The 20,137-nt window shown below is 71.5% G+C and carries 16 protein-coding genes; 10 read left to right on the forward strand and 6 right to left on the reverse strand.

Annotated elements, in window-relative coordinates:
* Nucleotides 1-2: 2 nt before the first annotated feature.
* Both BJK06_RS02480 and BJK06_RS02485 read right to left on the reverse strand, forming a co-directional pair.
* Nucleotides 3-1,499, reverse strand: coding sequence for a hypothetical protein (locus BJK06_RS02480; RefSeq protein ID WP_156794736.1), 1,497 nt, complete (start codon nucleotides 1,497-1,499; stop codon nucleotides 3-5).
* A gap of 26 nt (nucleotides 1,500-1,525) precedes the next feature.
* A complete protein-coding gene (locus BJK06_RS02485; RefSeq protein ID WP_070416563.1) occupies nucleotides 1,526-2,125 on the reverse strand; it encodes a TetR/AcrR family transcriptional regulator in 600 nt (199 codons plus the stop codon).
* A 32-nt stretch (nucleotides 2,126-2,157) separates the two neighbouring features.
* On the opposite strand from BJK06_RS02485, the gene BJK06_RS02490 reads away from it, so the two are divergent.
* Genes BJK06_RS02490 through BJK06_RS02505 form a run of 4 tightly spaced genes read left to right on the forward strand, consistent with a single transcriptional unit; the run spans nucleotide 2,158 to nucleotide 7,392 of the window.
* On the forward strand, nucleotides 2,158-3,786 hold the full coding sequence (locus BJK06_RS02490) for an ABC transporter substrate-binding protein (protein ID WP_070416564.1): 1,629 nt from the start codon (nucleotides 2,158-2,160) through the stop codon (nucleotides 3,784-3,786).
* A 35-nt stretch (nucleotides 3,787-3,821) separates the two neighbouring features.
* Nucleotides 3,822-4,853, forward strand: coding sequence for an ABC transporter permease (locus BJK06_RS02495; protein ID WP_258027682.1), 1,032 nt, complete (start codon nucleotides 3,822-3,824; stop codon nucleotides 4,851-4,853).
* Nucleotides 4,850-5,731, forward strand: coding sequence for an ABC transporter permease (locus BJK06_RS02500; RefSeq protein ID WP_083295000.1), 882 nt, complete (start codon nucleotides 4,850-4,852; stop codon nucleotides 5,729-5,731). The genes BJK06_RS02495 and BJK06_RS02500 overlap by 4 nt, the downstream gene beginning before the upstream one ends.
* Nucleotides 5,728-7,392, forward strand: a complete 1,665-nt coding sequence (locus BJK06_RS02505; RefSeq protein WP_070416565.1) for an ABC transporter ATP-binding protein — start codon at nucleotides 5,728-5,730, stop codon at nucleotides 7,390-7,392. The genes BJK06_RS02500 and BJK06_RS02505 overlap by 4 nt, the downstream gene beginning before the upstream one ends.
* Before the next feature lie 202 nt (nucleotides 7,393-7,594).
* Here BJK06_RS02505 and proP read toward each other — a convergent pair whose 3' ends face one another.
* The gene (proP, locus tag BJK06_RS02510) at nucleotides 7,595-9,175 is read right to left on the reverse strand and encodes a glycine betaine/L-proline transporter ProP (protein WP_258027683.1); all 1,581 of its coding nucleotides are present in this window, start codon (nucleotides 9,173-9,175) and stop codon (nucleotides 7,595-7,597) included.
* Nucleotides 9,176-9,449: 274 nt separating this feature from the next.
* Between proP and valS the strand changes: the two genes are divergently transcribed.
* Nucleotides 9,450-12,044 (forward strand): valine--tRNA ligase, encoded by a 2,595-nt coding sequence (gene valS / locus BJK06_RS02515; protein ID WP_070416566.1) that lies wholly within the window; start codon nucleotides 9,450-9,452, stop codon nucleotides 12,042-12,044.
* 65 nt (nucleotides 12,045-12,109) lie between these two features.
* Nucleotides 12,110-12,361 carry a hypothetical protein gene (locus BJK06_RS02520; RefSeq protein WP_070416567.1) on the forward strand — a complete coding sequence of 84 codons (252 nt, stop codon included), beginning with the start codon at nucleotides 12,110-12,112 and terminating at the stop codon, nucleotides 12,359-12,361.
* Nucleotides 12,362-12,450: 89 nt separating this feature from the next.
* Here BJK06_RS02520 and BJK06_RS02525 read toward each other — a convergent pair whose 3' ends face one another.
* Complete coding sequence (locus BJK06_RS02525) at nucleotides 12,451-13,287, reverse strand: alpha/beta fold hydrolase (protein WP_070416568.1); 837 nt, start codon at nucleotides 13,285-13,287, stop codon at nucleotides 12,451-12,453.
* A 121-nt stretch (nucleotides 13,288-13,408) separates the two neighbouring features.
* On the opposite strand from BJK06_RS02525, the gene BJK06_RS02530 reads away from it, so the two are divergent.
* Together BJK06_RS02530 and BJK06_RS02535 are read left to right on the forward strand one after the other, a co-directional pair.
* Nucleotides 13,409-14,002: a TetR/AcrR family transcriptional regulator gene (locus BJK06_RS02530; RefSeq protein ID WP_070416569.1), complete on the forward strand. Its 594-nt coding sequence runs from the start codon at nucleotides 13,409-13,411 to the stop codon at nucleotides 14,000-14,002.
* Nucleotides 14,003-14,090: 88 nt separating this feature from the next.
* Nucleotides 14,091-16,118: a M3 family metallopeptidase gene (locus BJK06_RS02535; RefSeq protein WP_070416570.1), complete on the forward strand. Its 2,028-nt coding sequence runs from the start codon at nucleotides 14,091-14,093 to the stop codon at nucleotides 16,116-16,118.
* A gap of 336 nt (nucleotides 16,119-16,454) precedes the next feature.
* Here the strand turns inward: BJK06_RS02535 and clpX are convergent, their stop codons facing one another.
* The gene (clpX, locus tag BJK06_RS02540) at nucleotides 16,455-17,735 is read right to left on the reverse strand and encodes an ATP-dependent Clp protease ATP-binding subunit ClpX (protein ID WP_022907244.1); all 1,281 of its coding nucleotides are present in this window, start codon (nucleotides 17,733-17,735) and stop codon (nucleotides 16,455-16,457) included.
* 215 nt (nucleotides 17,736-17,950) lie between these two features.
* On the opposite strand from clpX, the gene BJK06_RS02545 reads away from it, so the two are divergent.
* Together BJK06_RS02545 and BJK06_RS02550 are read left to right on the forward strand one after the other, a co-directional pair.
* A complete protein-coding gene (locus BJK06_RS02545; protein ID WP_070416571.1) occupies nucleotides 17,951-18,676 on the forward strand; it encodes a YcnI family protein in 726 nt (241 codons plus the stop codon).
* Nucleotides 18,673-19,383: a copper resistance protein CopC gene (locus BJK06_RS02550; RefSeq protein WP_083295001.1), complete on the forward strand. Its 711-nt coding sequence runs from the start codon at nucleotides 18,673-18,675 to the stop codon at nucleotides 19,381-19,383. The genes BJK06_RS02545 and BJK06_RS02550 overlap by 4 nt, the downstream gene beginning before the upstream one ends.
* Nucleotides 19,384-19,459: 76 nt before the next feature.
* Here the strand turns inward: BJK06_RS02550 and BJK06_RS02555 are convergent, their stop codons facing one another.
* Nucleotides 19,460-20,119 carry an ATP-dependent Clp protease proteolytic subunit gene (locus BJK06_RS02555; RefSeq protein ID WP_070416572.1) on the reverse strand — a complete coding sequence of 220 codons (660 nt, stop codon included), beginning with the start codon at nucleotides 20,117-20,119 and terminating at the stop codon, nucleotides 19,460-19,462.
* Nucleotides 20,120-20,137: the final 18 nt, after the last annotated feature.

Consider the following 20,137-nt stretch of genomic DNA (forward strand, 5'->3'; position numbering starts at 1 on the left):
GGTCAGCCGCGGTCGGCGGGCACCAGGGTCGCGGTGTCCCCGCGCCGCTCGATCACCAGGCCGTCCCGCACGACCCACACCCGCAGCGCGTCGAGCCGGAACTCCTCGAACCGCTCTGGGTGCTCCCGCAGCAAGGCCCGCAGGTCGTCGTCCATCGGGAACCGCGGGTCGATCCCGGCGACGAGCACGCCGTAGTCCCCGTGCGTCACCCCCTGGGTCGCGCCACGGCGGCCGATGAACACGGCGAACGACTGCTGCGCCGACCCCGACACGAGGACGCGGACGTCGTCCGGCACCCCGCGTTCCTCGAGGACACCCTCGAGCCGGGCGAACCCGGTGGTGCGCGTCTCGGCGACGGTCCGCACCACGACGACCGCGGGGACGATCGTCACGACGACCGCGAGGAGCGCCACCACGGTCGTGAGCGGCGGCCGCAGCCGGGCGAGCCGGGTGTACCCGACCGCGGCGAGCGCGATGATCCAGGGCATCCACGCCTGGTAGTAGTGCGGCAGCGCGACGTTGGCCGTCGAGTAGAAGACGACGAGGATCCCGAGCGCGATCCCGAGGAGCGCGACGAGCCGGTCCGGGCGGATCGCGAACGCCGCGGCCGTGCCGACCAGGAGCACGACGACCGTCGGCCACCCGACCCCCTCGACGACCCGCACGAAGTTCGTCCACCACGGCGCGATCATGTACGTCTTCCCGAGGACCGAGATGATGTGCCCGCGGGTGTCGTGCTTGCCCTGGAACTCGATCATGAAGGTGATCGCCCGAACCCCGCCGACGGGCACGTACGCGACGACGAACACCACGGCGAACGCCGCGGCGGCCGCGACGCCCCCGGTCAGCAGCCCGGACCAGCGCCGGAACAGCAGCGGGACCGCGACCAGCGCGAGCACGAGGACGGTGGTGGTGACCTTCGACGTGACCGACAGTGCCAGGAGGGCACCGGCGAGCGCCATCCACCACCAGCCGTCCCAGGCCGTGGTCCGGTCGGCGGCGCGTCGGGGTCGGGTCGCCCACTGCCAGGCCGCGGCGAGCGCCGCCACGGCGAAGAAGGTCATCAGCGGTTCGAGGAGGGCGAGCCGGTCGATCCGTGCGGCTGTGCCGGACGCGACGTCCGCCCACGTCGGCGAGTCGGCACGCGGCGTGAGCCACCAGAGCCCGGCGGCGAGCACGGCGCCCCAGTACCCGATCGGACGCCGGAGCCAGGCGAACAGGACGATGCCGGTGCCGAACGAGGCCGTCGCGGCGACGAGACGGGGCCCGAGCACGCCCTCGCCGAACACGAGCTGCGCGACGCCGAACAGGTACTTGCCGGTCGGCGGGTGCTGCAGGTTCGAGGTGAGCACCCCGTGCACGTAGTCCCACCCGGCCCGCGTGTAGGTGAACTCGTCGACGTAGGTGCTCTGTCTGCCGATGTGCCAGTACGCGACGAACACCCCCGCGAGGGCGATCACGGCGAAGACCGCAGTTCGTGTCCATCGCGCGCGGGTCATGGGGAGAGAGCCTATTGGGCCGGACCTCAGTGGGAGTCGAGACCCGCTGCGACCGGGGTGAGCGCCGCCCCGACGTACTCGACGAGCGGTCGGCGCCCGACCCCGTCCGAGACCCAGACGCCGAAGGCCGCTGCGGCCGCCCCGAGCATGGCGCCGGACACCGTCTGGGGCCAGAGCGCCGCCGGGTGCTCCCCCGTCCGGCGGGCGACGAAGGCCGCCACCGCCGCGTGCTGCGCCGTCACCCGTGCCGCGACGCTCGCCACGAGCTCGGCCCCGATGCCCATCACCTCGGCCTGTGCGATCGCCCAGGGGACGCGGTCGGGGTCGTGGGCGCGGGCGGTGGCGAGCAGCGCGGCCTCGACGGCCCGCACCGCGGACTCCTCGGTCGAGGCGGCGAGGCACGCCGGGAGCGTCGCGACCGCGGCGTCGAGGTCGAGCCAGAGCACGTCGGACTTCGCCGTGAAGTAGTTGAAGAAGGTCGCGCGGCTGACCCCGGCCCGTGCGGCGATCTGGTCGACCGTGGTCCGGCCGTAGCCCTGTTCGAGGAACAGCTCGGCCGCGGCGTCGGCGAGCACCTCGGCGCTCGAGCGTCGGGGGCGGCCACCGCGGCGCATCGGTTCGTCCATGGGCCCCAGTAAACCGCTAGACTCGTCCAGCCATGATCTTGGACTCAGTACAGAAAACCACCGCAGTGGTCGCCGGCGCCGCCGCACTCCTCCTCGTGCTCGCCGGCTGCACCGGTGGCGGCACCGCGACGTCCAACAGCACGCCGGTCGACGGCGGCACGCTCACGTACGCCTCGGGTGACGCCGAACCGACCTGCCTCGACCCGCACGTCGGCGGCAACTACCCGCAGGCGCTCCTGTCCACCCAGTACATCGAGGAGCTCACCGCGCTCGACGACGGCAAGCCCGTCCCCGCGCTGGCGAAGTCCTGGACGACGAGCGACGACGGCAGGACGCTCACCTTCACGCTGCGCAACGACGTGACCTTCACCGACGGCACGCCCTTCGACGCCGCCGCGGTCGTGGCGAACATCGAGCACGTGCAGGACCCGGCGACCGCGTCGAGCACGGGGTACCTCGCGCTGCAGTCGATCACGAAGGCGACGGCCACCGACGACCACACCGTGACCCTGACGCTGAGCCGGCCGGACAGCGCGCTGCTCGAGTCGTTCTCGCAGCCGTGGGTCGGCATGGAGTCCCCGAAGGCGCTGGAGCGCTCGCAGGCGGTGAACTGCGAGTCGCCGGTCGGCACCGGCCCGTTCGAGGTCACCGGCTGGAAGCACGGCGACCGGGTGACGCTCCGCAAGAACGCCGACTACACGCCGCTCCGCGCCAGCACGGAGCCCCGCCTCGACGGCATCACGTGGCGCTTCCTGCCCGACTCGACCTCGCGGTACGCGGCACTGCAGTCCGGCCAGGTCGACGTCATCGACAACGCCCAGCCCGACCAGCTCACGGCAGCGTCGTCGAAGGGGTCCATCCGCGACCTCGACGCTCCGCGCCCCGGTGCGTCGAACCGCCTCGAGCTGAACTCCGGCCACGGGGTCTTCCGTGACGAGGCCGTCCGCAAGGCCTTCATCGCCGGCGCCGAGATCGACCCCGGCATCCGGTCGCTCTTCCTCGGGACGGCGAAGCGCTCGTACTCGGTGCTCTCCAGCGTCGAGCCGTACGGGTACTCCGACAAGAGCCTGTTCGAGTACTCCCCGACGAAGGCGAAGCGACTCCTCGACGACGCCGGCTGGAAGGTGGGCAGCGACGGCATCCGCGAGAAGGACGGCGAGCAGCTGACCGTCACGTTCCCGGTGTCGACGAACCAGTCCGTCCCCGCCGAGCGCAGCCTGTTCCAGCAGATCCAGGCCTCCGAGAAGGCCGTCGGCTTCAAGGTCGTGCTGCAGGAGCTCGACCTCTCCAGCTGGTACGCGGCCCTCGCGGCGAACGAGTACGACGTCGTCAGCGCGCCGTACACGAAGGTGGGCGCGGACGTCCTCCGCATCCTGTACGACTCCGCCAGCATCACGCCGGCACCGTCCGGGTACTTCGCGAACCTCGCCCAGCTCGACGACCCGGAGCTCGACGACCTGCTCCAGCAGGCAGCGCAGACCTCGGACACGTCCGAGCGCGGCGATCTCTACGAGCAGGCGCAGGAGATCATCCTGTCCAGCGGCACCGTCCTCCCGCTCTACGACCAGCAGAACCACTTCCTGCTGCGGTCGAGCGTGCACGGCGTGCAGACGACCGCGGTGTCGACGCCGTGGTTCGGCACGGCCTGGATCGACCGCTGATCGCGACCTCGCGATCGTCGGACGGGAGGCACGGATTGCGTCGCGGACGTCGAGGCACGCCCGCCGCGTGGTCGGCGTGGTCCCTGTGGGGACTGCGCCGCCTGGCCGGCGGCATCGGGGTGCTCTGGGCGGTCGCCACGATCGTGTTCGTCGCGATCCGGCTCATCCCGGGTGACCCGGCGCTCGCGATCCTCGGCGGACCGGGCTCCCAGGCCTCGGCCGAGGCGGTCGCGCAGGTCCGACAGGAGTACGGCCTCGACCGGCCGGTGCTCGTGCAGTACGCGGTGTTCCTCGGGCGTCTGGCGACCGGGCACCTCGGTGACTCGTACGCGTTCCGGACGCCGGTGTCGACGCTCCTCGGGCAGCAGCTCCCGGTCACGCTGACCCTGGCCGTGGCCGGGCTCGTCGTCGCCTGGGTGCTCGCGATCGTCGCCGCGTGGTGGTCGACGCAGCGCGGCCGGTTCGCCGCGGCACTCACGAGCGCCCTGAGCGTCACCGCGAGCGTCACCCCGCACTTCTGGCTCGGCAGCGTCCTCATCGTGGTGTTCGCCAGCGCCCTCGGCTGGGTCCCGGCGGTCAGCGACGGATCGGTCCGTGGCTGGGTGCTGCCGGTCGTCACGGTGGCCGTGCCGGTCGCCGGCTACCTCGCCGAGACCGTCCGGGACGGCGTGGTCGACGCCCAGCGGTCGGCCTTCGCACTCGCGGCCCGCAGTCGTGGCGAGACCCGCGCGGGACTGTTCGGCCGGCACCTGCTCCGGCACGCGGCGCTCCCGGGGATCGCCCTGTCCGCGTGGGCGTTCGGTTCGCTCGTGTCCGGTGCGGTCGTCGTCGAGTCGGTGTTCGCGCTCCCGGGCATCGGGCGCGCACTCGTGACCGCGGTGACGCAGCGGGACATGCCGCTCGTCGCGGGCATCGCGCTGGTGTCGGCCGCCGCGTACGTGGTCGTGCTCGCCGTCGCGGACCTCGTCGAGCGTGTGGTGGACCCGCGTGCCGGCGGGACGGCCGGGGCGGGGGCGACCCGGCGTCGCGCCCCGCGCGTCACCCGGCACGGGGCGGGCGCACGGTGAGCGGGATCGCCGAACCGCGCCTCCAGGCCGGTGCCCAGGGTGACGCGTCCGCCGGACGGTCCGAGCGAGTCCGTGGGGGGACGCTCGGCCCGGCCGGATGGACCGCTGCCGCCGTGGTGGCGCTGGCCGTGGTCGCGGCGGTGTGGCCGGCGCTGCTCGGCGGTGGCGACCCGCTCGCCGTGCACCCGGCGCAGGCGCTCCAGGCGCCGTCGTGGTCGAGTCCGTTCGGCACCGACGAGTCCGGGCGGGACGTCTTCGCCCGGGTCGTCGCCGGGACCCGGGCGTCGCTCGTGGTCGGTGTGGTCGCGACGCTCGTCGGCGGCGGGGTCGGGGTCGTGCTCGGCGTGGTCGCGGGACTCGGCGGACGCGTCGTCGACGGGGTCGTCGGCCGACTGACCGAGGTCGCGTTCGCGCTCCCCCTGCTCCTCGTGGCGCTCGTCGTCATCGCGGTGACCGGCCCCGGGCCCGTCCCGGCGATGCTCGCGGTCGGGTTCGCCACGGCGCCCGGGTACGCCCGGATCGTCCGCGGGCTCGTGCTCCGGGCGCGCCGCTCGCAGGTGGTCGAGACCGCCGTGCTGATGGGCCGCTCCCCCGCCGTGATCACCGTGCGGCACGTGCTCCCCGCGGCGCTCTGGCCGGTCGTGGCGGTCGGGACCCTCGGCGTCGGGCAGGCGATCGTGTGGGCCTCGGCGCTGAGCTACCTCGGCGTCGGCACCCCGCCACCCGCGCCGGAGTGGGGCGCGATGCTGGCCGACGGTCGCACGTACCTGCTGACGGCCCCGTGGATGAGCACCTTCCCCGGCCTCGCGATCGTGGTCCTGGCGACCGCGGTGACCATGCTCGGCCGGGCGATCCGACGAACAGGAGCGATCCGATGACCGTGCTCGACGTGCAGGGGCTGACCGTCAGCATCGGCGGATCAGTGGTCGTGCAGGACGTCGCGCTGCACGTCGATGCCGGCGAGTGCGTCGCGCTCGTCGGTGCCTCCGGCTCCGGCAAGACCGTCACCGCACGGGCGGCGCTCGGCCTGTCGGCGCCCGGTTCCTCGGTCCGGGTCGACCGGCTGACCGTGGCCGGGCTCGACGTCCGGGCGTTCTCGGACCGCAGGTGGCGGAGCGTGCGCGGCTCGCGGGTCGGCTACGTCGGCCAGGAGGCCCTGGGCGCCCTGGACCCGCTGCGTCCCGTCGGGCGAGAGGTCGCGGACGCCCTCCGGCTGCACACGGACATGACGGCGGCGCAGCGCGTGGGGGCCGTGCGGGACGCCCTCACCGCGGTCGGCCTCGACCCGGCGCTCGCCACGGACGGTCGGCTCGCGGGCACCCTGTCCGGAGGGATGCGCCAGCGCGCCCTCATCGCCGCGGCCACGGTCGGGTCGCCGGCGCTCGTGGTCGCCGACGAACCGACGACGGCGCTCGACGCCGGGGTCGCGGTCACCGTGATGGAGCAGCTGCGTGCGGCCCAGTCGCGCGGCGCCGGGCTGCTCGTCATCACGCACGACCTCGGGCTCGTCGCGGGGTGGGCGGACCGGGTGGTCGTCGTGCACGAGGGACGCGTGGTGGAGCAGGGGCCGGTGGCGTCGGTGTTCGCGGCGCCGCAGCACGAGGCGACGCGGGCGCTGGTGCGGGCGGCGGGCGCGGGTGGGCCCGGCGGGTCCGGCGGGTCCGGCGGGTCCGGCGGGTCTGCAGTGTGCGAGGTGCCGGGCACGGTGCGGGGGTCGGAGCCCCGCACGGAGCGCGGAGCCTCGCACGGTGCGGGCGTGGTGCTCGCGGCCGAGGGGCTCGCGCGGGCGTTCGACGGCGTCCCCGCCGTGCGCGACGTGTCGTTCGGGCTCGAGCGCGGGCGCGTCCTCGGGGTGATCGGTGCGTCGGGGTCCGGCAAGACCACGCTCGCGAGGATGCTCCTCGGCCTCGAACTCCCCGACGCCGGCACGGTCACGCTCGACTCGTCGCCGTGGGTGCCGCTCGACGAACGCACCCGCCGGCCCCTGCGGCACCGGGTGTCCGCGGTGGTGCAGGACCCCGGGGCGACGTTCGACGAGCGGTGGAACGTGGAGCGGGTCCTCGCGGACGCGTTCACCGGCGGCGCCGAGCGGTCGGCCCGTGGTGCGCTCGGTGCCCGCATCGACGCGGCGCTCGACCAGGTGGGGCTCGACCCGGCACTCCGCCGACGCTCGCCGCTGACGCTGTCCGGCGGGCAACGGCAGCGCCTCGCGATCTCCCGCGCACTCGCGACGTCGCCCGAGGTGATCGTGCTCGACGAACCGGTCACGGCACTCGACGCCACGGTGCAGGACGCGGTGCTGACGCTCCTCGAGGGGCTCAGGAACAGCACGGGCGTGGCGATGGTCTTCGTGTCGCACGATCTCCGGGCCGTCCGGCGGATGGCCGACGACGTGCTGGTCGTGCACGAGGGCCGGGTCGTCGAGCACGGCCCCGCCGCGACGGTGTTCGACCGCCCGACGCACGCCGTGACCGCGCGCTTGCTGCGGGCCGCCGAGCGGCTGGCCGCGGGCCCGCGGCCCGAGGCCGGCGCCGCGTAGCGCGGCCGCGGCCGCGCGCCGCGCGGCGCCTGCGTTCTCACGCGCTCAGCGACACCTCACGGGCGCGAGGAGCCGTGAAGTGTCGCGCAGCGCGAAACGTCGCGAACCGCGCCGCCGCCGCGCCGCGCACCGTGCCCGGACGAGCGGAGGCACGGCGCGACGTCCGAGACGGACGCGCACCGTGCCTCCAGGCAGCCAGCTCCTACGAGCCCGCGGGCTCCTTCGAACCGTCACCGGACGACGGCACGTCGCCCGAGATGATCGGGATCTCGCTCGTCGAGAAGTCCTTCGCCCAGTCGGACTGCGCCAGCTCGGACTCCGGGTCGTTGTAGTCCTTGATGACGCCGGCGATCTCGTCCTCGTGCGCCACCGTGGGGCCGGACCCCATCAGCGGCGTCGCGGCCGTCTCCTTGGTGAAGTAGACGGCGACGAGCCCGATCAGGGCGGCCAGCATCAGGTAGAACGCCGGGATGTCCTCGGCCCAGCCGTAACCGGCGTCCTTCGCGGCGTTGATGAGCGCCGAGGTCGCGAGCGGGGTCGTCCCGCCGAAGAGCGACACCGACACGTTGAACGCGATGGCGAGCGCGCCGTAGCGGATGATCGTCGGGAACAGCGCCGGCAGGGTCGACGGCATGGTCGAGGTGAACGTCACGAGCACGACGCCGAGGATCAGGAGTCCCGCGAAGACCCCCACGCCGGTACCGGTCTGCACCAGCTTGAGCGCCGGCCACGACAGCAGGATGAACCCGACGCAGCCCGCGGCGAGCACGGGACGTCGGCCGAACTTGTCGGACAGGCGACCGCCGAACGTGATGACGACCATCATGAGGATCATCACGATCACGATGAGGATCAGGCCGAACGTGGCGTTCTGGCCGAGGTTCTGCTCGAGGTACGTCGGCATGTACGACAGGAGCATGTAATCGGTCACGTTGAACACGAGGACCAGACCGATGCAGATGATCAGCGAGCGCCAGTTCTCGGCGAAGAGCTTGAGGAACGGGGTCTTCTGCCCCTCGCGCTCGGCGGCCTGCTCCTGCTGCTTCTGGAACGCCGGGGTCTCCTCCAGCTTGAGGCGCAGGTAGAGGCCGATCAGGCCGAGCGGACCGGCGATGATGAACGGGATGCGCCAGCCCCAGCTGAGCAGGGCGTCCTCGGAGAGGCCGAACTGCAGGCCCGTCACGATCGATGCGCCGAGCACGTAGCCGGCGAGGGTGCCGAACTCGAGCCACGAACCCATGAACCCGCGGCGCTTGTCCGGCGAGTACTCGGCGATGAACGTCGCAGCCCCGCCGTACTCACCACCGGTCGAGAAGCCCTGCACGAACCGCGCCACCAGCAGCAGCACGGGCGCCCAGAAGCCGATCGAGCTGTAGCTCGGGATCAGACCGATCATGAGCGTGCCCGCGGCCATCAGGATCATCGTGAGGGCGAGGACCTTCTGCCGGCCGATCCGGTCGCCGATCGGGCCGAAGACCGCACCGCCGATGGGGCGCACGATGAACGCTGCGGCGAAGAAGCCGAAGGTCGCGACGATGTTCGCGGCGGGGTCGCCCTCGGGGAGGAACACCTTCGAGATCGTCACCGTGAGGTAGGCGAAGATGCCGAAGTCGAACCACTCCATGGCGTTGCCGAGCGCGGCGGCCGCGACGGCACGCTTGAGCAGCGACTCCTCGACGACGGTGACGTCGTCCTCGGTCAGCTTGCGGCGTGCGCGCTTCGCGGCGCCCTTGGTGCGCAGGGGGCGGTCGCCCCGTGCGTTTCCTGCTTCGTTCGGTGCCAAGTGAGTTCCTCCGGTAGTGCTGTGTCTTGCCTTCGGGCGCCCGGCGGACGGCGACGCTGCAGTCCCTGCGAACCCCGCGTCCGCCGGACAAACTCCGACAGACTATCAGCTGCCCGGCGTGTCTGCCGGATCCGTGTGCTATTGGCCACCGGAGGGTCGGTGGGAGCCGCTACGATCGTGGGACTGCGCAGCACGCGCACACACTCAGGCACCTCATCACGGACTCGGTGCCGCACACAGCGGTCGCAGCACCGCACCGAACGGAAGGCCCGCCATGTCGAAGCCCATGCCCGAGAAGCCCACGGTGGACGGACTCGAAGACGTCTGGGGCCCGGTCTGGGAGCAGGACGGCACCTACCGGTTCGACCGCGACGCCGCCGGCGACCGCAGCAACGTCTACTCGATCGACACCCCGCCGCCGACCGCCTCGGGTTCGCTCCACATCGGGCACGTGTTCTCGTACACGCACACCGACCTCAAGGCCCGGTACGAGCGCATGCGCGGCAAGCACGTCTTCTACCCGATGGGCTGGGACGACAACGGTCTCCCCACCGAGCGCCGTGTGCAGAACTACTACGGCGTCCGCTGCGACCCGCAGCTCCCCTACGACGCCACCTTCGTGCCGCCGTTCGAGGGCGGGGACAACAAGTCGTCGAAGGCGGCCGACCAGATCCCGGTGTCGCGCCGCAACTTCATCGAGCTGTGCGAGCGCCTGACCGTGCAGGACGAGCAGCAGTTCGAGCACCTCTTCCGCACGCTCGGCCTCTCCGTGGACTGGACGCAGTCGTACCGGACGATCGACGACACCTCGCGGGCGAGCGCCCAGCGTGCCTTCCTCCGCAACCTCGAGCGCGGTGAGGCCTACCAGGCCGACGCCCCGACGCTCTGGGACGTCACGTTCCGCACGGCCGTGGCCCAGGCCGAGCTCGAGGACAAGGAGATGCCGGGCGCGTACCACGGCATCGCCTTCCACCGCACGGACGGCGGCGACGACGTCGTCATCCAGACCACCCGCCCTGAGCTGCTCCCCGCGTGCGTCGCCCTCGTCGCGCACCCGGACGACGAGCGCTTCCAGGACCTCTTCGGCACGACGGTCCGCTCCCCCCTGTTCGACGTCGAGGTGCCGGTGCTCGCGCACCACCTCGCGCAGCAGGACAAGGGCGCCGGCATCGCGATGGTCTGCACCTTCGGCGACACCACCGACGTCGTGTGGTGGCGCGAGCTGCAGCTGCCGAACCGCGCGATCATCGGGTTCGACGGCCGCGTCCGCTCCGACGAGCCGGCCTGGATCGAGTCCGACGGCGGCAAGGCGCTCTACGCCGAGATGGCCGGCAAGACCGTGTTCTCGGCGAAGAAGGTCGTCGTGGACGCCCTGACCGAGTCCGGCGAGCTGATCGGCGACGTGAAGACGATCAACCACCCCGTGAAGTTCTTCGAGAAGGGCGACAAGCCGCTCGAGATCGTCTCGACCCGCCAGTGGTACATCGTGAACGGTGCCCGCGACGAGCATCTCAAGGCAACCCTCCGGCAGCGCGGCGACGAGATCGCGTTCCACCCGGACTTCATGCGCGTCCGGTACGACAACTGGGTCGGCGGCCTCTCCGGCGACTGGCTCATCTCGCGCCAGCGCTTCTTCGGCGTGCCGCTGCCGGTCTGGTACCCGCTCGACGCCGACGGCAACCCGGTCTTCGACCAGCCGATCGTCCCGACCGAGGCCCAGCTCCCCGTCGACCCGGCGTCCGAGCCGGCCCCGGGCTACACCGAGGACCAGCGCGGTGTCGCCGGCGGGTTCCAGGGCGAGCTCGACGTGATGGACACCTGGGCCACCTCGTCGCTCACCCCGCAGCTCGCGGGCAAGTGGGAGACCGACCCGGCGCTCTACGACCTCGTCTACCCGTACGACGTCCGCCCGCAGGCGCAGGACATCATCCGCACGTGGCTGTTCACGACGGTGCTCCGCAGCCAGCTCGAAGCGGACACCGTGCCGTGGAAGCACGCGAGCATCTCCGGCTTCATCGTGGACCCCGACCGCAAGAAGATGTCGAAGTCGAAGGGCAACGTCGTCACGCCGCTGTCCATCCTCGAGCAGCACGGCGCCGACGCGGTCCGCTACTGGGCGGCCTCGTCGAAGCTCGGCACCGACGCGGCGTTCGACCCGCAGAACCCGAAGCAGATCAAGGTCGGTCGTCGTCTGGCGATCAAGGTCCTCAACGCCGCGAAGTTCGTCTACGGCTTCCCGCTGCCCGAGGGCGCCACGAGCGTCACCGAGCCGCTCGACGTCGACGTGCTCGCCGAGCTCGGATCGGTCATCGACCAGGCCACCACGGCGTTCGACGCGTTCGACCACGCCCGTGCCCTCGAGGTGATCGAGCGCTTCTTCTGGACCTTCTGCGACGACTACCTCGAGCTCGTCAAGGAGCGCGCGTACGGCACCGCCTCGGACGCGACGCACGAGACCCAGGCGAGCGCGGTCCTCGCGCTGCGCGCCGCGATCGACGCGCTGCTGCGCCTGCTGGCACCGTTCCTCCCGTTCGCGACGGAGGAAGTGTGGGCCTGGACCCACGAGACCAGCGTGCACCGCGCCTCCTGGCCGACCGTGGCCGAGCTGCCCACGCAGGCCGAGCCGACGGGGCTCCTCGGGGCGGTGGGCCAGGCGCTCATCGGTATCCGCGGGGCGAAGACGGCCGCCAAGGCGTCCCAGAAGACGCCCGTGACGCGCGCCGTCGTGCAGGCCCCGGCCGAGACGCGGGCGCTCATCGAGCGCGCGGCGGTCGACCTGGCGGCCGTCGGCCGCATCGAGAACCTGTCGTTCGAGGACGGCGCGGAACTGGCCGTCACCGAGATCGAGCTGGCGGAACAGCAGGCGTAACGTCGGTCGTCCGGGCCGGGTCGCGTGTGCGATCCGGCCCGGCCACCACCGGACTGGAGGCACGGATGCAGTTGGGCAGGCGCTGGAACGTGGGTGCCGAGGCACCCGGGCAACTCCCCGAGGCGATGGTCGTCGCCGTGCGGGGCGTCGAGGACGAGCTCGCGTCGGAGTCGGTCGACACTGCGGGGTGGGGCTGGACCCTGACCTTCCTCGAGGGCAAGCCGATGGTCGCGCTCGACGACGGCACCTCGATCCACCTCGACGACGCCGGGCGCGCCCAGGTCACGAACCCCGACGACGCCCCCGAGGAGGACTGAGGGCGCCGCGCCGCATCGCTTGGTGAGCGGAAATGGTCGGGTCCCGCTGGGGAACCCGATCATTTCCGCTCACGATGCGAGCACGCGCGCTACTTCGCGAGCCACCCCAGGAGCACCTCGTTCACCTCGGCGGTGTGCGTGGTGAGCAGGCCGTGCGGGGCGCCCTCGATCTCGACGTACTCCGCCGCGGGCAGGGCCTTGGTGAAGCGTCGGCCGGTGGCGTCGATCGGCAGGATGTTGTCCGCCGTGCCGTGCACGATCAGCGCGGGGACGGTGACCTTCGGGATGTCCTGACGGAAGTCGGTCGGCCACGTCAACGGCGCCGCGGCGGAGGCGATCGCACCCGACCCGGCAGCGACGTTCCACGCGTTCCGGACGGCCTCTTCCGAGATGCGGGAGCCGAGGTTGTCCGACAGGTTGAAGAAGTCCTGGTAGAAGTTCGTGAAGTACGCGTACCGGTCCTTCTTCACGTCGGCGGCGATGCCCTCGAAGAACGACATCGGGCCGGCACCGTCGGGGTTGTCGTCGGTGATGGCCAGGAAGGGCTCGAGCGAGGCCAGGAACGCGACCTTGGCGATCCGGTCCTGTCCGTGGCGGCCGATGTAGCGGGCGATCTCGCCGGTGCCCATCGAGAAGCCGACCAGGATCACGTCGCGCAGGTCGAGGGTCTCGAGGACGGTGTGCAGGTCGTCGGCGAAGGTGTCGTAGTCGTAGCCGGTGGAGGGCTGCGAGGACTGCCCGAAGCCGCGGCGGTCGTACGTGATCACGCGGTAGCCGGCGTCGAGCAGGGCCGGGGTCTGGCCCTCCCACGAGTTGCCGTCGAGGGGGAAGCCGTGGATCAGCACGATCGGCTGGCCGGTTCCCTTGTCCTCGTAGTGCAGTTCGATGTCGACGCTGTTCTCGGTCCCGACGGTGATGGCACCCATGGTCGTTCCTTCCCTGAACCTCGCGGAGAACGGTCGTTCTCCGTCGATGTGGCTTACACTAGAGAACGGTCGTTCCCGGCGCAAGTCGAGAACGGTGAACACGCAGCGAACGGGGTACGCTATGGCAACCAGCACGCTCCCGACCGTCGACCCCGACGTCCGGGCACACATCGTCGACGTCGCCGACCAGCTCTTCTACGCGCGCGGCATCCAGTCCGTCGGCATGGACGAGATCCGCACCGGCGCCGGGGTGTCGCTCAAGAAGCTCTACGCCGCGTTCCCCGGCAAGGAGCAGCTGATCGCCGCGGTCCTCGCCGGACGCCACGACGTCTGGGAACACGGGGTCCACGGCGCGGTCGACACCGCCACCACCCCGCGTGACAAGCTGCTCGCGGTCTACGACTTCCTCGAGTCGTGGTTCGGCGACGACACCTTCCGCGGCTGCGGGTTCATCAACGCGTTCGGCGAGCTCGGAGCCACCTCCCCCGCCGTCGCCGAGATCGCCCGTGCCCACAAGGACTCGTTCCAGCGCTTCGTCCAGGACCTCGCGGCCTCGGTCGTCCGCGACCCCGCCACCGCCGAGGAACTCGCCGCCCAGCTCGCCCTCCTCGCCGAGGGGGCGCAGACCACGGCCGCGATCGCCGGGTCGACGACGCCGGCGCGGCACGCGCGGCGGGCAGCCGAGACCCTCATCGACGCGGCGACGCGCGCCTGAGACGCGACCGACCGTCGGACAGGAGGCGCGGGTCGGGTCCGCACCGCGCCTCCCGTCCGACAGCGCCACCGGTCCGTAGGGTGGAGCGATGGCAACCCCGTTCGATGGACCGAGCACCCTTCCCTACGCCCTCCCGCCGTTCCGCGAGGTACGGCTCGAGCACTACCGCCCCGCGTTCGACGCCGGCATGGCCGAGCAGCGCACCGAGGTCGAAGCGATCGCCGCCTCCCCCGACGAACCCACCTTCGAGAACACGCTCGTGGCGCTCGAGCGCACCGGGCAGCTGCTCGCCCGCGTGAGCCACGTGTTCTTCACGCTGTCGTCGGCGGACTCGACGTCGGAGCTGCACGACCTCGAGGCCGAGGTCTCCCCGTTCCTCGCCGCGCACCGCGACGCGATCACGCTCGACGGACGTCTGTACGCACGGGTGGCGGCGGTCCGTGATTCACTCGACGACCGGGCCGACCTCACCGACGAGGACCGTCGGCTGGTCGAGCGGACGCACACCGAGATGACCCTCGCGGGCGCCGGGCTCGACGACGCCGGCAAGGAACGGCTCACCGCGATCAACCAGGAGCTCTCGACGCTCACGACGACCTTCGAGCGGAACCTGCTCGACGACACGAACGACCTCGCCGTGCACGTGTCGGATGCTTCGGAACTGTCCGGCCTCGACGACGGCGCGAAGTCCGCCGCCGCCGCCGCCGCTGCCGACCGGGGGCTCGACGGCTGGCTCATCACACTGCCGCTCTACACCGGGCATCCGTGGCTGTCGTCGCTGGCAGACCGCGGGCTGCGTCGGCGGATCATGGAGGCGTCGCTCTCCCGTGGTCGTCGGGGCAACGACCACGACAACCGTGACGTCCTCCTGCGCACCGTCCGACTGCGGGCCGAGCGCGCCGAACTCCTCGGCTTCCCGAACCACGCCGCGGTCGTCACGGCCGACGAGACCGCCGGGACGCCCGAAGCCGTCGACGGTCTGCTGTCGTCACTCGTCGGCGCGGCCGCTCGCAACGCCGACGACGAACGGGACGTCCGCGCCCGGGTGCTCGGTCACGAGGTCGAGTCGTGGGACTGGGCGTACGCGACCGAACTCCTGCGCGGTGAGCAGTTCGCGGCGGACAGCTCGGCGCTCCGCCCCTACTTCGAGGCCGACCGGGTGCTGCACGACGGCGTCTTCCACGCTGCCGGCGAGCTCTACGGCCTGACGTTCACCGAGCGCCCCGACCTGCACGGGTACAACGACGAGGTGCGGGTGTTCGAGGTGCGCGGCGCCTCCGGTGAGGAGGTCGGGCTCTACCTGCTCGACCTCTACACGCGGGACGGCAAGCGCGGCGGCGCGTGGATGAACCCCGTCGTGGAGCAGTCCGCGCTGCTCGGCACGCTGCCCGTCGTCGTGAACAACCTCAACGTCGCGAAGCCGGCCGCCGGATCGCCGACGCTCCTGATCCAGGACGAGGTCGAGACGCTCTTCCACGAATTCGGGCACGCACTGCACGGCCTCATCGCCCGCACCACCTACCCCCGCTTCTCGGGCACGAACGTGGAGCGGGACTTCGTCGAGTTCCCGTCGCAGGTGAACGAGATGTGGGTGTCGTGGCCGTCCGTCCTGGCGAACTACGCCAAGCACCACGAGACCGGGGCGCCGCTGCCGCCGGAGCTCGTCCTGGGGCTCAGCGACTCCGCGGGGTTCAACGAGGGGTTCGCGACGACGGAGTACCTCGCCGCGGCACTGCTCGACCAGGCGTGGCACCGGCTCTCCGCTGCCTCGGCGGCTTCCGTGACCTCGGTCGAGGACTTCGAGCGGGCGGCTCTGGAATCCGCGGGCATCGCGGTCGAGGCCGTCCCGCCGCGGTACTCGTCGACGTACTTCGCGCATACGTTCTCGGGCGGGTACGACGCCGGGTACTACGGGTACATCTGGTCCGAGGTGCTCGATGCCGACACCGTGGAGTGGTTCCGCTCGAACGGTGGGCTCTCGCGCGCAGCGGGTGAGCGGTTCGCGTCGAAGTTGCTCGGGGTCGGTGGGGCGAAGGACCCGCTCGAGGCGTACCGGGACTTCCGTGGGCGCGATGCCGAGGTGGGGCCGCTGTTGCGGCGCCGCGGGCTGGAGTAGGCGCGCGCGGCGCGCGCGGCGGGCTGCGCGCCGCGCCGCGCTGCGGCGCAAGCTGCCGGTGCACAACCAAAGTCACCCCGAACCGCGCGCATGCCCGGCTCGGGGTGACTTGCGTTGTGCGCCGCGCGCCGACGCGCAACGTCGAACCACGAATCCGACGTTGAACCGCCACCGACGGCCGGTTCGACGTCGGAAACGTGGTTCGAAGTGCGCCCGGCCCGCCGCCGCAGCCGGCGCACAACGCGGGTCACCCCGAACCGCGCGGATGCGCAGTTCGGGGTGGTCCGCGTTGTGCGAAGCGCAGCAGGGCGCGCAAGCGCGCGCCGCGCGCCCCCGCTACGCCGACTTCTCGACGCGCTTCGCCCTCGGCCGCGGGACGATCGTCGGCGCAGCGTTCTCGAGCACCGACTCGCGGGTGATCACGACACGTGCGACGTCGTCGTCCGACGGCACGTCGAACATCACCGGCCCGAGCACCTCTTCGAGGATCGCCCGGAGCCCACGAGCACCCGTCTGCCGCAGTACCGCGAGGTCCGCGATCGCCTCGAGCGCACCCCGATCGAACTCGAGCTCCACCCCGTCGATCTGGAACATCCGCTGGTACTGCTTCACGAGCGCGTTCTTCGGCTCGGTCAGGATCTGCATGAGCGCCGACTGGTCGAGCTGTGACACCGTGGTCACGACGGGGAGACGCCCGATGAACTCCGGGATGAGCCCGAACTTGTGCAGGTCTTCCGGCAGGACGTCGGCGTAGAGGTCTTGCTGGTCGAGCGGGCTGTGCAAGGGTGCGCCGAAGCCGATCCCCCGCTTGCCGACGCGCGACGAGACGATGTCCTCGAGCCCGGCGAACGCCCCCGCCACGATGAACAGCACGTTCGTCGTGTCGATCTGGATGAACTCCTGGTGCGGGTGCTTCCGACCGCCCTGCGGCGGGACGGAGGCGACCGTGCCCTCGAGGATCTTGAGCAGCGCCTGCTGCACGCCTTCGCCCGAGACGTCGCGCGTGATCGACGGGTTCTCGGCCTTGCGGGCGATCTTGTCGACCTCGTCGATGTAGATGATGCCGGTCTCGGCACGCTTCACGTCGTAGTCGGCTGCCTGGATGAGCTTGAGCAGGATGTTCTCGACGTCTTCGCCGACGTACCCGGCCTCGGTCAGGGCAGTGGCGTCCGCGACGGCGAAGGGCACGTTGAGCCGCTTCGCGAGGGTCTGGGCGAGGTAGGTCTTGCCGCAGCCGGTCGGCCCGATGAGCAGGATGTTCGACTTCGCGATCTCGATGTCGTCGCGGTCTTCCGCTGCGGTGATCTGCCCCTGCGCGCGGATGCGCTTGTAGTGGTTGTAGACCGCCACTGCGAGGGAGCGCTTCGCCGGGTCCTGCCCGATGACGTACTCCTGCAGGAAGTCGAAGATCTCGCGCGGCTTGGGGAGCTCGAAGTCACCGCTGGCGGTGTCCTCGCCGGCTTCGGCCAGTCGCTCTTCGATGATCTCGTTGCACAACTCGACGCACTCGTCGCAGATGTACACCCCGGGACCGGCGATCAGCTGCTGGACCTGCTTCTGGCTCTTGCCGCAGAAGGAGCACTTGAGCAGGTCAGCGCTCTCTCCGATGCGTGCCATGTCGGTGCCCTCCTTGGTAGACCGATGCAGGTCGACGACCTGCCCGACTCGTACCGAGCCTAATCGCAACCGGTGACACCGACCGCGACGCCGAGCCGGTTTCGCCCGGCGCGTTCGCCCAGGGCGTTCGATCCTGCTACCGTGTCCACGACTTCTCTACAAGTTGTAGAACCGCAGTCGCGGGTCGGAGGACCCGCAGTCCCGGAAGGAACCCCATGTCCAAGCGCCTCGCCGTCGTCGGCACCGCGACCCTCGGCGTCACCGCTGCGATCGTCCTCGGCACCGCGGGTGTCGCCAGCGCCCACGTCTCGGCGACGGCCACCTCGACCGCGGCGAACTCGTACACGACGGCGACCTTCTCGGTCCCGCACGGCTGCGACGGCTCCCCCACGACGAAGATCGAGTTCCAGGTGCCGGAGTCCGTCATCGAGGTCACGCCGACCGTCAACCCGAACTGGACCATCACGAAGGCCACGGCGCCGTACACGAGCCCGTCGGCCTCCGCGGACGACGAGTCCGCCGAGGACGCGGGCGAACGCGTCACGAGCGTCACCTACACGGCGAAGACCCCGCTCCCCGCCGACGAGCGCGACACCTTCGCGCTGTCCTTCTCCCTGCCGGACGGCAAGCCCGGCGACCTCGTCGAGTTCCCGGCCCTGCAGACCTGCGAGAAGGGCTCGGTCGAGTGGAACCAGGAGCAGAAGGCCGGAGAAGCCGAGCCCGAGCACCCCGCGCCCTCGATCACGCTGACCGCGGCCGAGGCCACCGACGACGACGGTGACCCCGTCGCCGCCACCCCCACGGCCGCAGCGGCAGCGGAGTCCACGCCCGCCGACCCCGACCTCGTCGGACGTTTCCTCGGCCTCGGCGGCCTGGTGCTCGGCGCAGCCGCCCTGGTCGTCGCCGTCGCCGGCACCCGCCGTCGGAGCGCCTCCAAGTGACGGAGCGCGACACGTCGACGGGGCGCGTCGCGTCGACGAGGCGCGTCACGTCGACGGAGCGGTCACCGCGCCTCCGGCGGGCCTGGAGGCGCGGTGCCGGTGTCGCCGCCACCCTCGCCATCGCAGGCGGTGCGGTCCTCGGCCTGGCCGGCCCCGCCAGCGCGCACAACTACATGATCGCCTCGACCCCGAAGGTCGACGGCACGCTGACCGCGCTGCCGAAGGCCTTCGAGATCACGACGAACGACAAGCTGCTCGACATCGACGACACGAACTCGGGCTTCGCCTACCGGATCGTCGGCCCCGACGGGAAGTACTACGAGGACGGGTGCCTCGACGTGGACGGCCCCTCGATGACCACGAAGGCCGCACTCGGCGCCTCGGGGAAGTACACCGTCGAGTGGCAGATCGTCTCCGCCGACGGGCACACCGTGTCCGACGAGTACCCCTTCACGTGGGACGCCCCCGCCGGGTTCACCCCGGCGACGGGCTCGTCCACCCCGCCCGTCTGCGCCACGGCCGGCAGTGCGGCGAGTGCCAGTGCCGACACCACGGGCACCGCCTCGGGCGACACCGACTCCACGACGTCCGACGCCCTCTGGATCGGTGCCGGCGGCGTCGTGCTCGTCGGGCTCGTCGTCGCGCTCCTGCTGCTGCTCCGTCGCCGTCCCGCCCCCGCGTCCGACGACGACCCCACCGACGACTGACGGCGCCACGGCACCACCGCACGACGAAGGCCCCGCACCGATCGGTGCGGGGCCTTCGTCGTGCGGGTCGCCGGGACTACTTGACGAGCGCCGGCAGGTTCTTGCGGCTCGTGAGGACCTGGTCGATCAGGCCGTACTCGAGCGCCTCTTCGGCGGACATGATCTTGTCGCGCTCGATGTCGTTGTTGACCTGCTCCGGCGTGCGGTTCGAGTGCTTCGACAGGGTCTCCTCGAGCCAGGTGCGCATGCGGAGGATCTCCGCTGCCTGGATCTCGATGTCGGAGGCCTGACCGCCGCCCTGCTGGACCGCCGGCTGGTGGATGAGCACGCGGGCGTTCGGGAGCGCCAGACGCTTGCCGGGGGTACCGGCGGCGAGGAGCACCGACGCCGCCGAGGCGGCCTGACCGAGGCAGACCGTCTGGATCTGCGGACGGATGTACTGCATCGTGTCGTAGATCGCCGTCATCGCGGTGAAGGAGCCACCGGGCGAGTTGATGTACATCACGATGTCGCGGTCCGGGTCCATCGACTCGAGCACGAGCAGCTGGGCCATGACGTCGTCGGCCGACGCGTCGTCGACCTGGACGCCGAGGAACACGATGCGGTCCTCGAACAGCTTCGCGTACGGGTCCTGCCGCTTGTAGCCGTAGGCCGTGCGCTCTTCGAAGCTCGGCAGGATGTACCGATCAGTGGGGGCCGGGACGTTCTGCGCGCCACCGAGCATGGGGAGATGCATTCTCGTTTCCTTTTCTTC

Origin of the sequence: Curtobacterium sp. BH-2-1-1 (assembly GCF_001806325.1) — a bacterium.
Taxonomy (GTDB): Bacteria; Actinomycetota; Actinomycetes; order Actinomycetales; family Microbacteriaceae; genus Curtobacterium.

Coding starts and splice junctions, on each gene's coding strand:
- BJK06_RS02480 (WP_156794736.1), bottom strand. CDS start 1,499: ATGACCCGCGCGCGATGGACACGAACTGCGGTCTTCGCCGTGATCGCC.
- BJK06_RS02485 (WP_070416563.1), bottom strand. CDS start 2,125: ATGGACGAACCGATGCGCCGCGGTGGCCGCCCCCGACGCTCGAGCGCC.
- BJK06_RS02490 (WP_070416564.1), top strand. CDS start 2,158: ATGATCTTGGACTCAGTACAGAAAACCACCGCAGTGGTCGCCGGCGCC.
- BJK06_RS02505 (WP_070416565.1), top strand. CDS start 5,728: ATGACCGTGCTCGACGTGCAGGGGCTGACCGTCAGCATCGGCGGATCA.
- valS (WP_070416566.1), top strand. CDS start 9,450: ATGTCGAAGCCCATGCCCGAGAAGCCCACGGTGGACGGACTCGAAGAC.
- BJK06_RS02520 (WP_070416567.1), top strand. CDS start 12,110: ATGCAGTTGGGCAGGCGCTGGAACGTGGGTGCCGAGGCACCCGGGCAA.
- BJK06_RS02525 (WP_070416568.1), bottom strand. CDS start 13,287: ATGGGTGCCATCACCGTCGGGACCGAGAACAGCGTCGACATCGAACTG.
- BJK06_RS02530 (WP_070416569.1), top strand. CDS start 13,409: ATGGCAACCAGCACGCTCCCGACCGTCGACCCCGACGTCCGGGCACAC.
- BJK06_RS02535 (WP_070416570.1), top strand. CDS start 14,091: ATGGCAACCCCGTTCGATGGACCGAGCACCCTTCCCTACGCCCTCCCG.
- clpX (WP_022907244.1), bottom strand. CDS start 17,735: ATGGCACGCATCGGAGAGAGCGCTGACCTGCTCAAGTGCTCCTTCTGC.
- BJK06_RS02545 (WP_070416571.1), top strand. CDS start 17,951: ATGTCCAAGCGCCTCGCCGTCGTCGGCACCGCGACCCTCGGCGTCACC.
- BJK06_RS02555 (WP_070416572.1), bottom strand. CDS start 20,119: ATGCATCTCCCCATGCTCGGTGGCGCGCAGAACGTCCCGGCCCCCACT.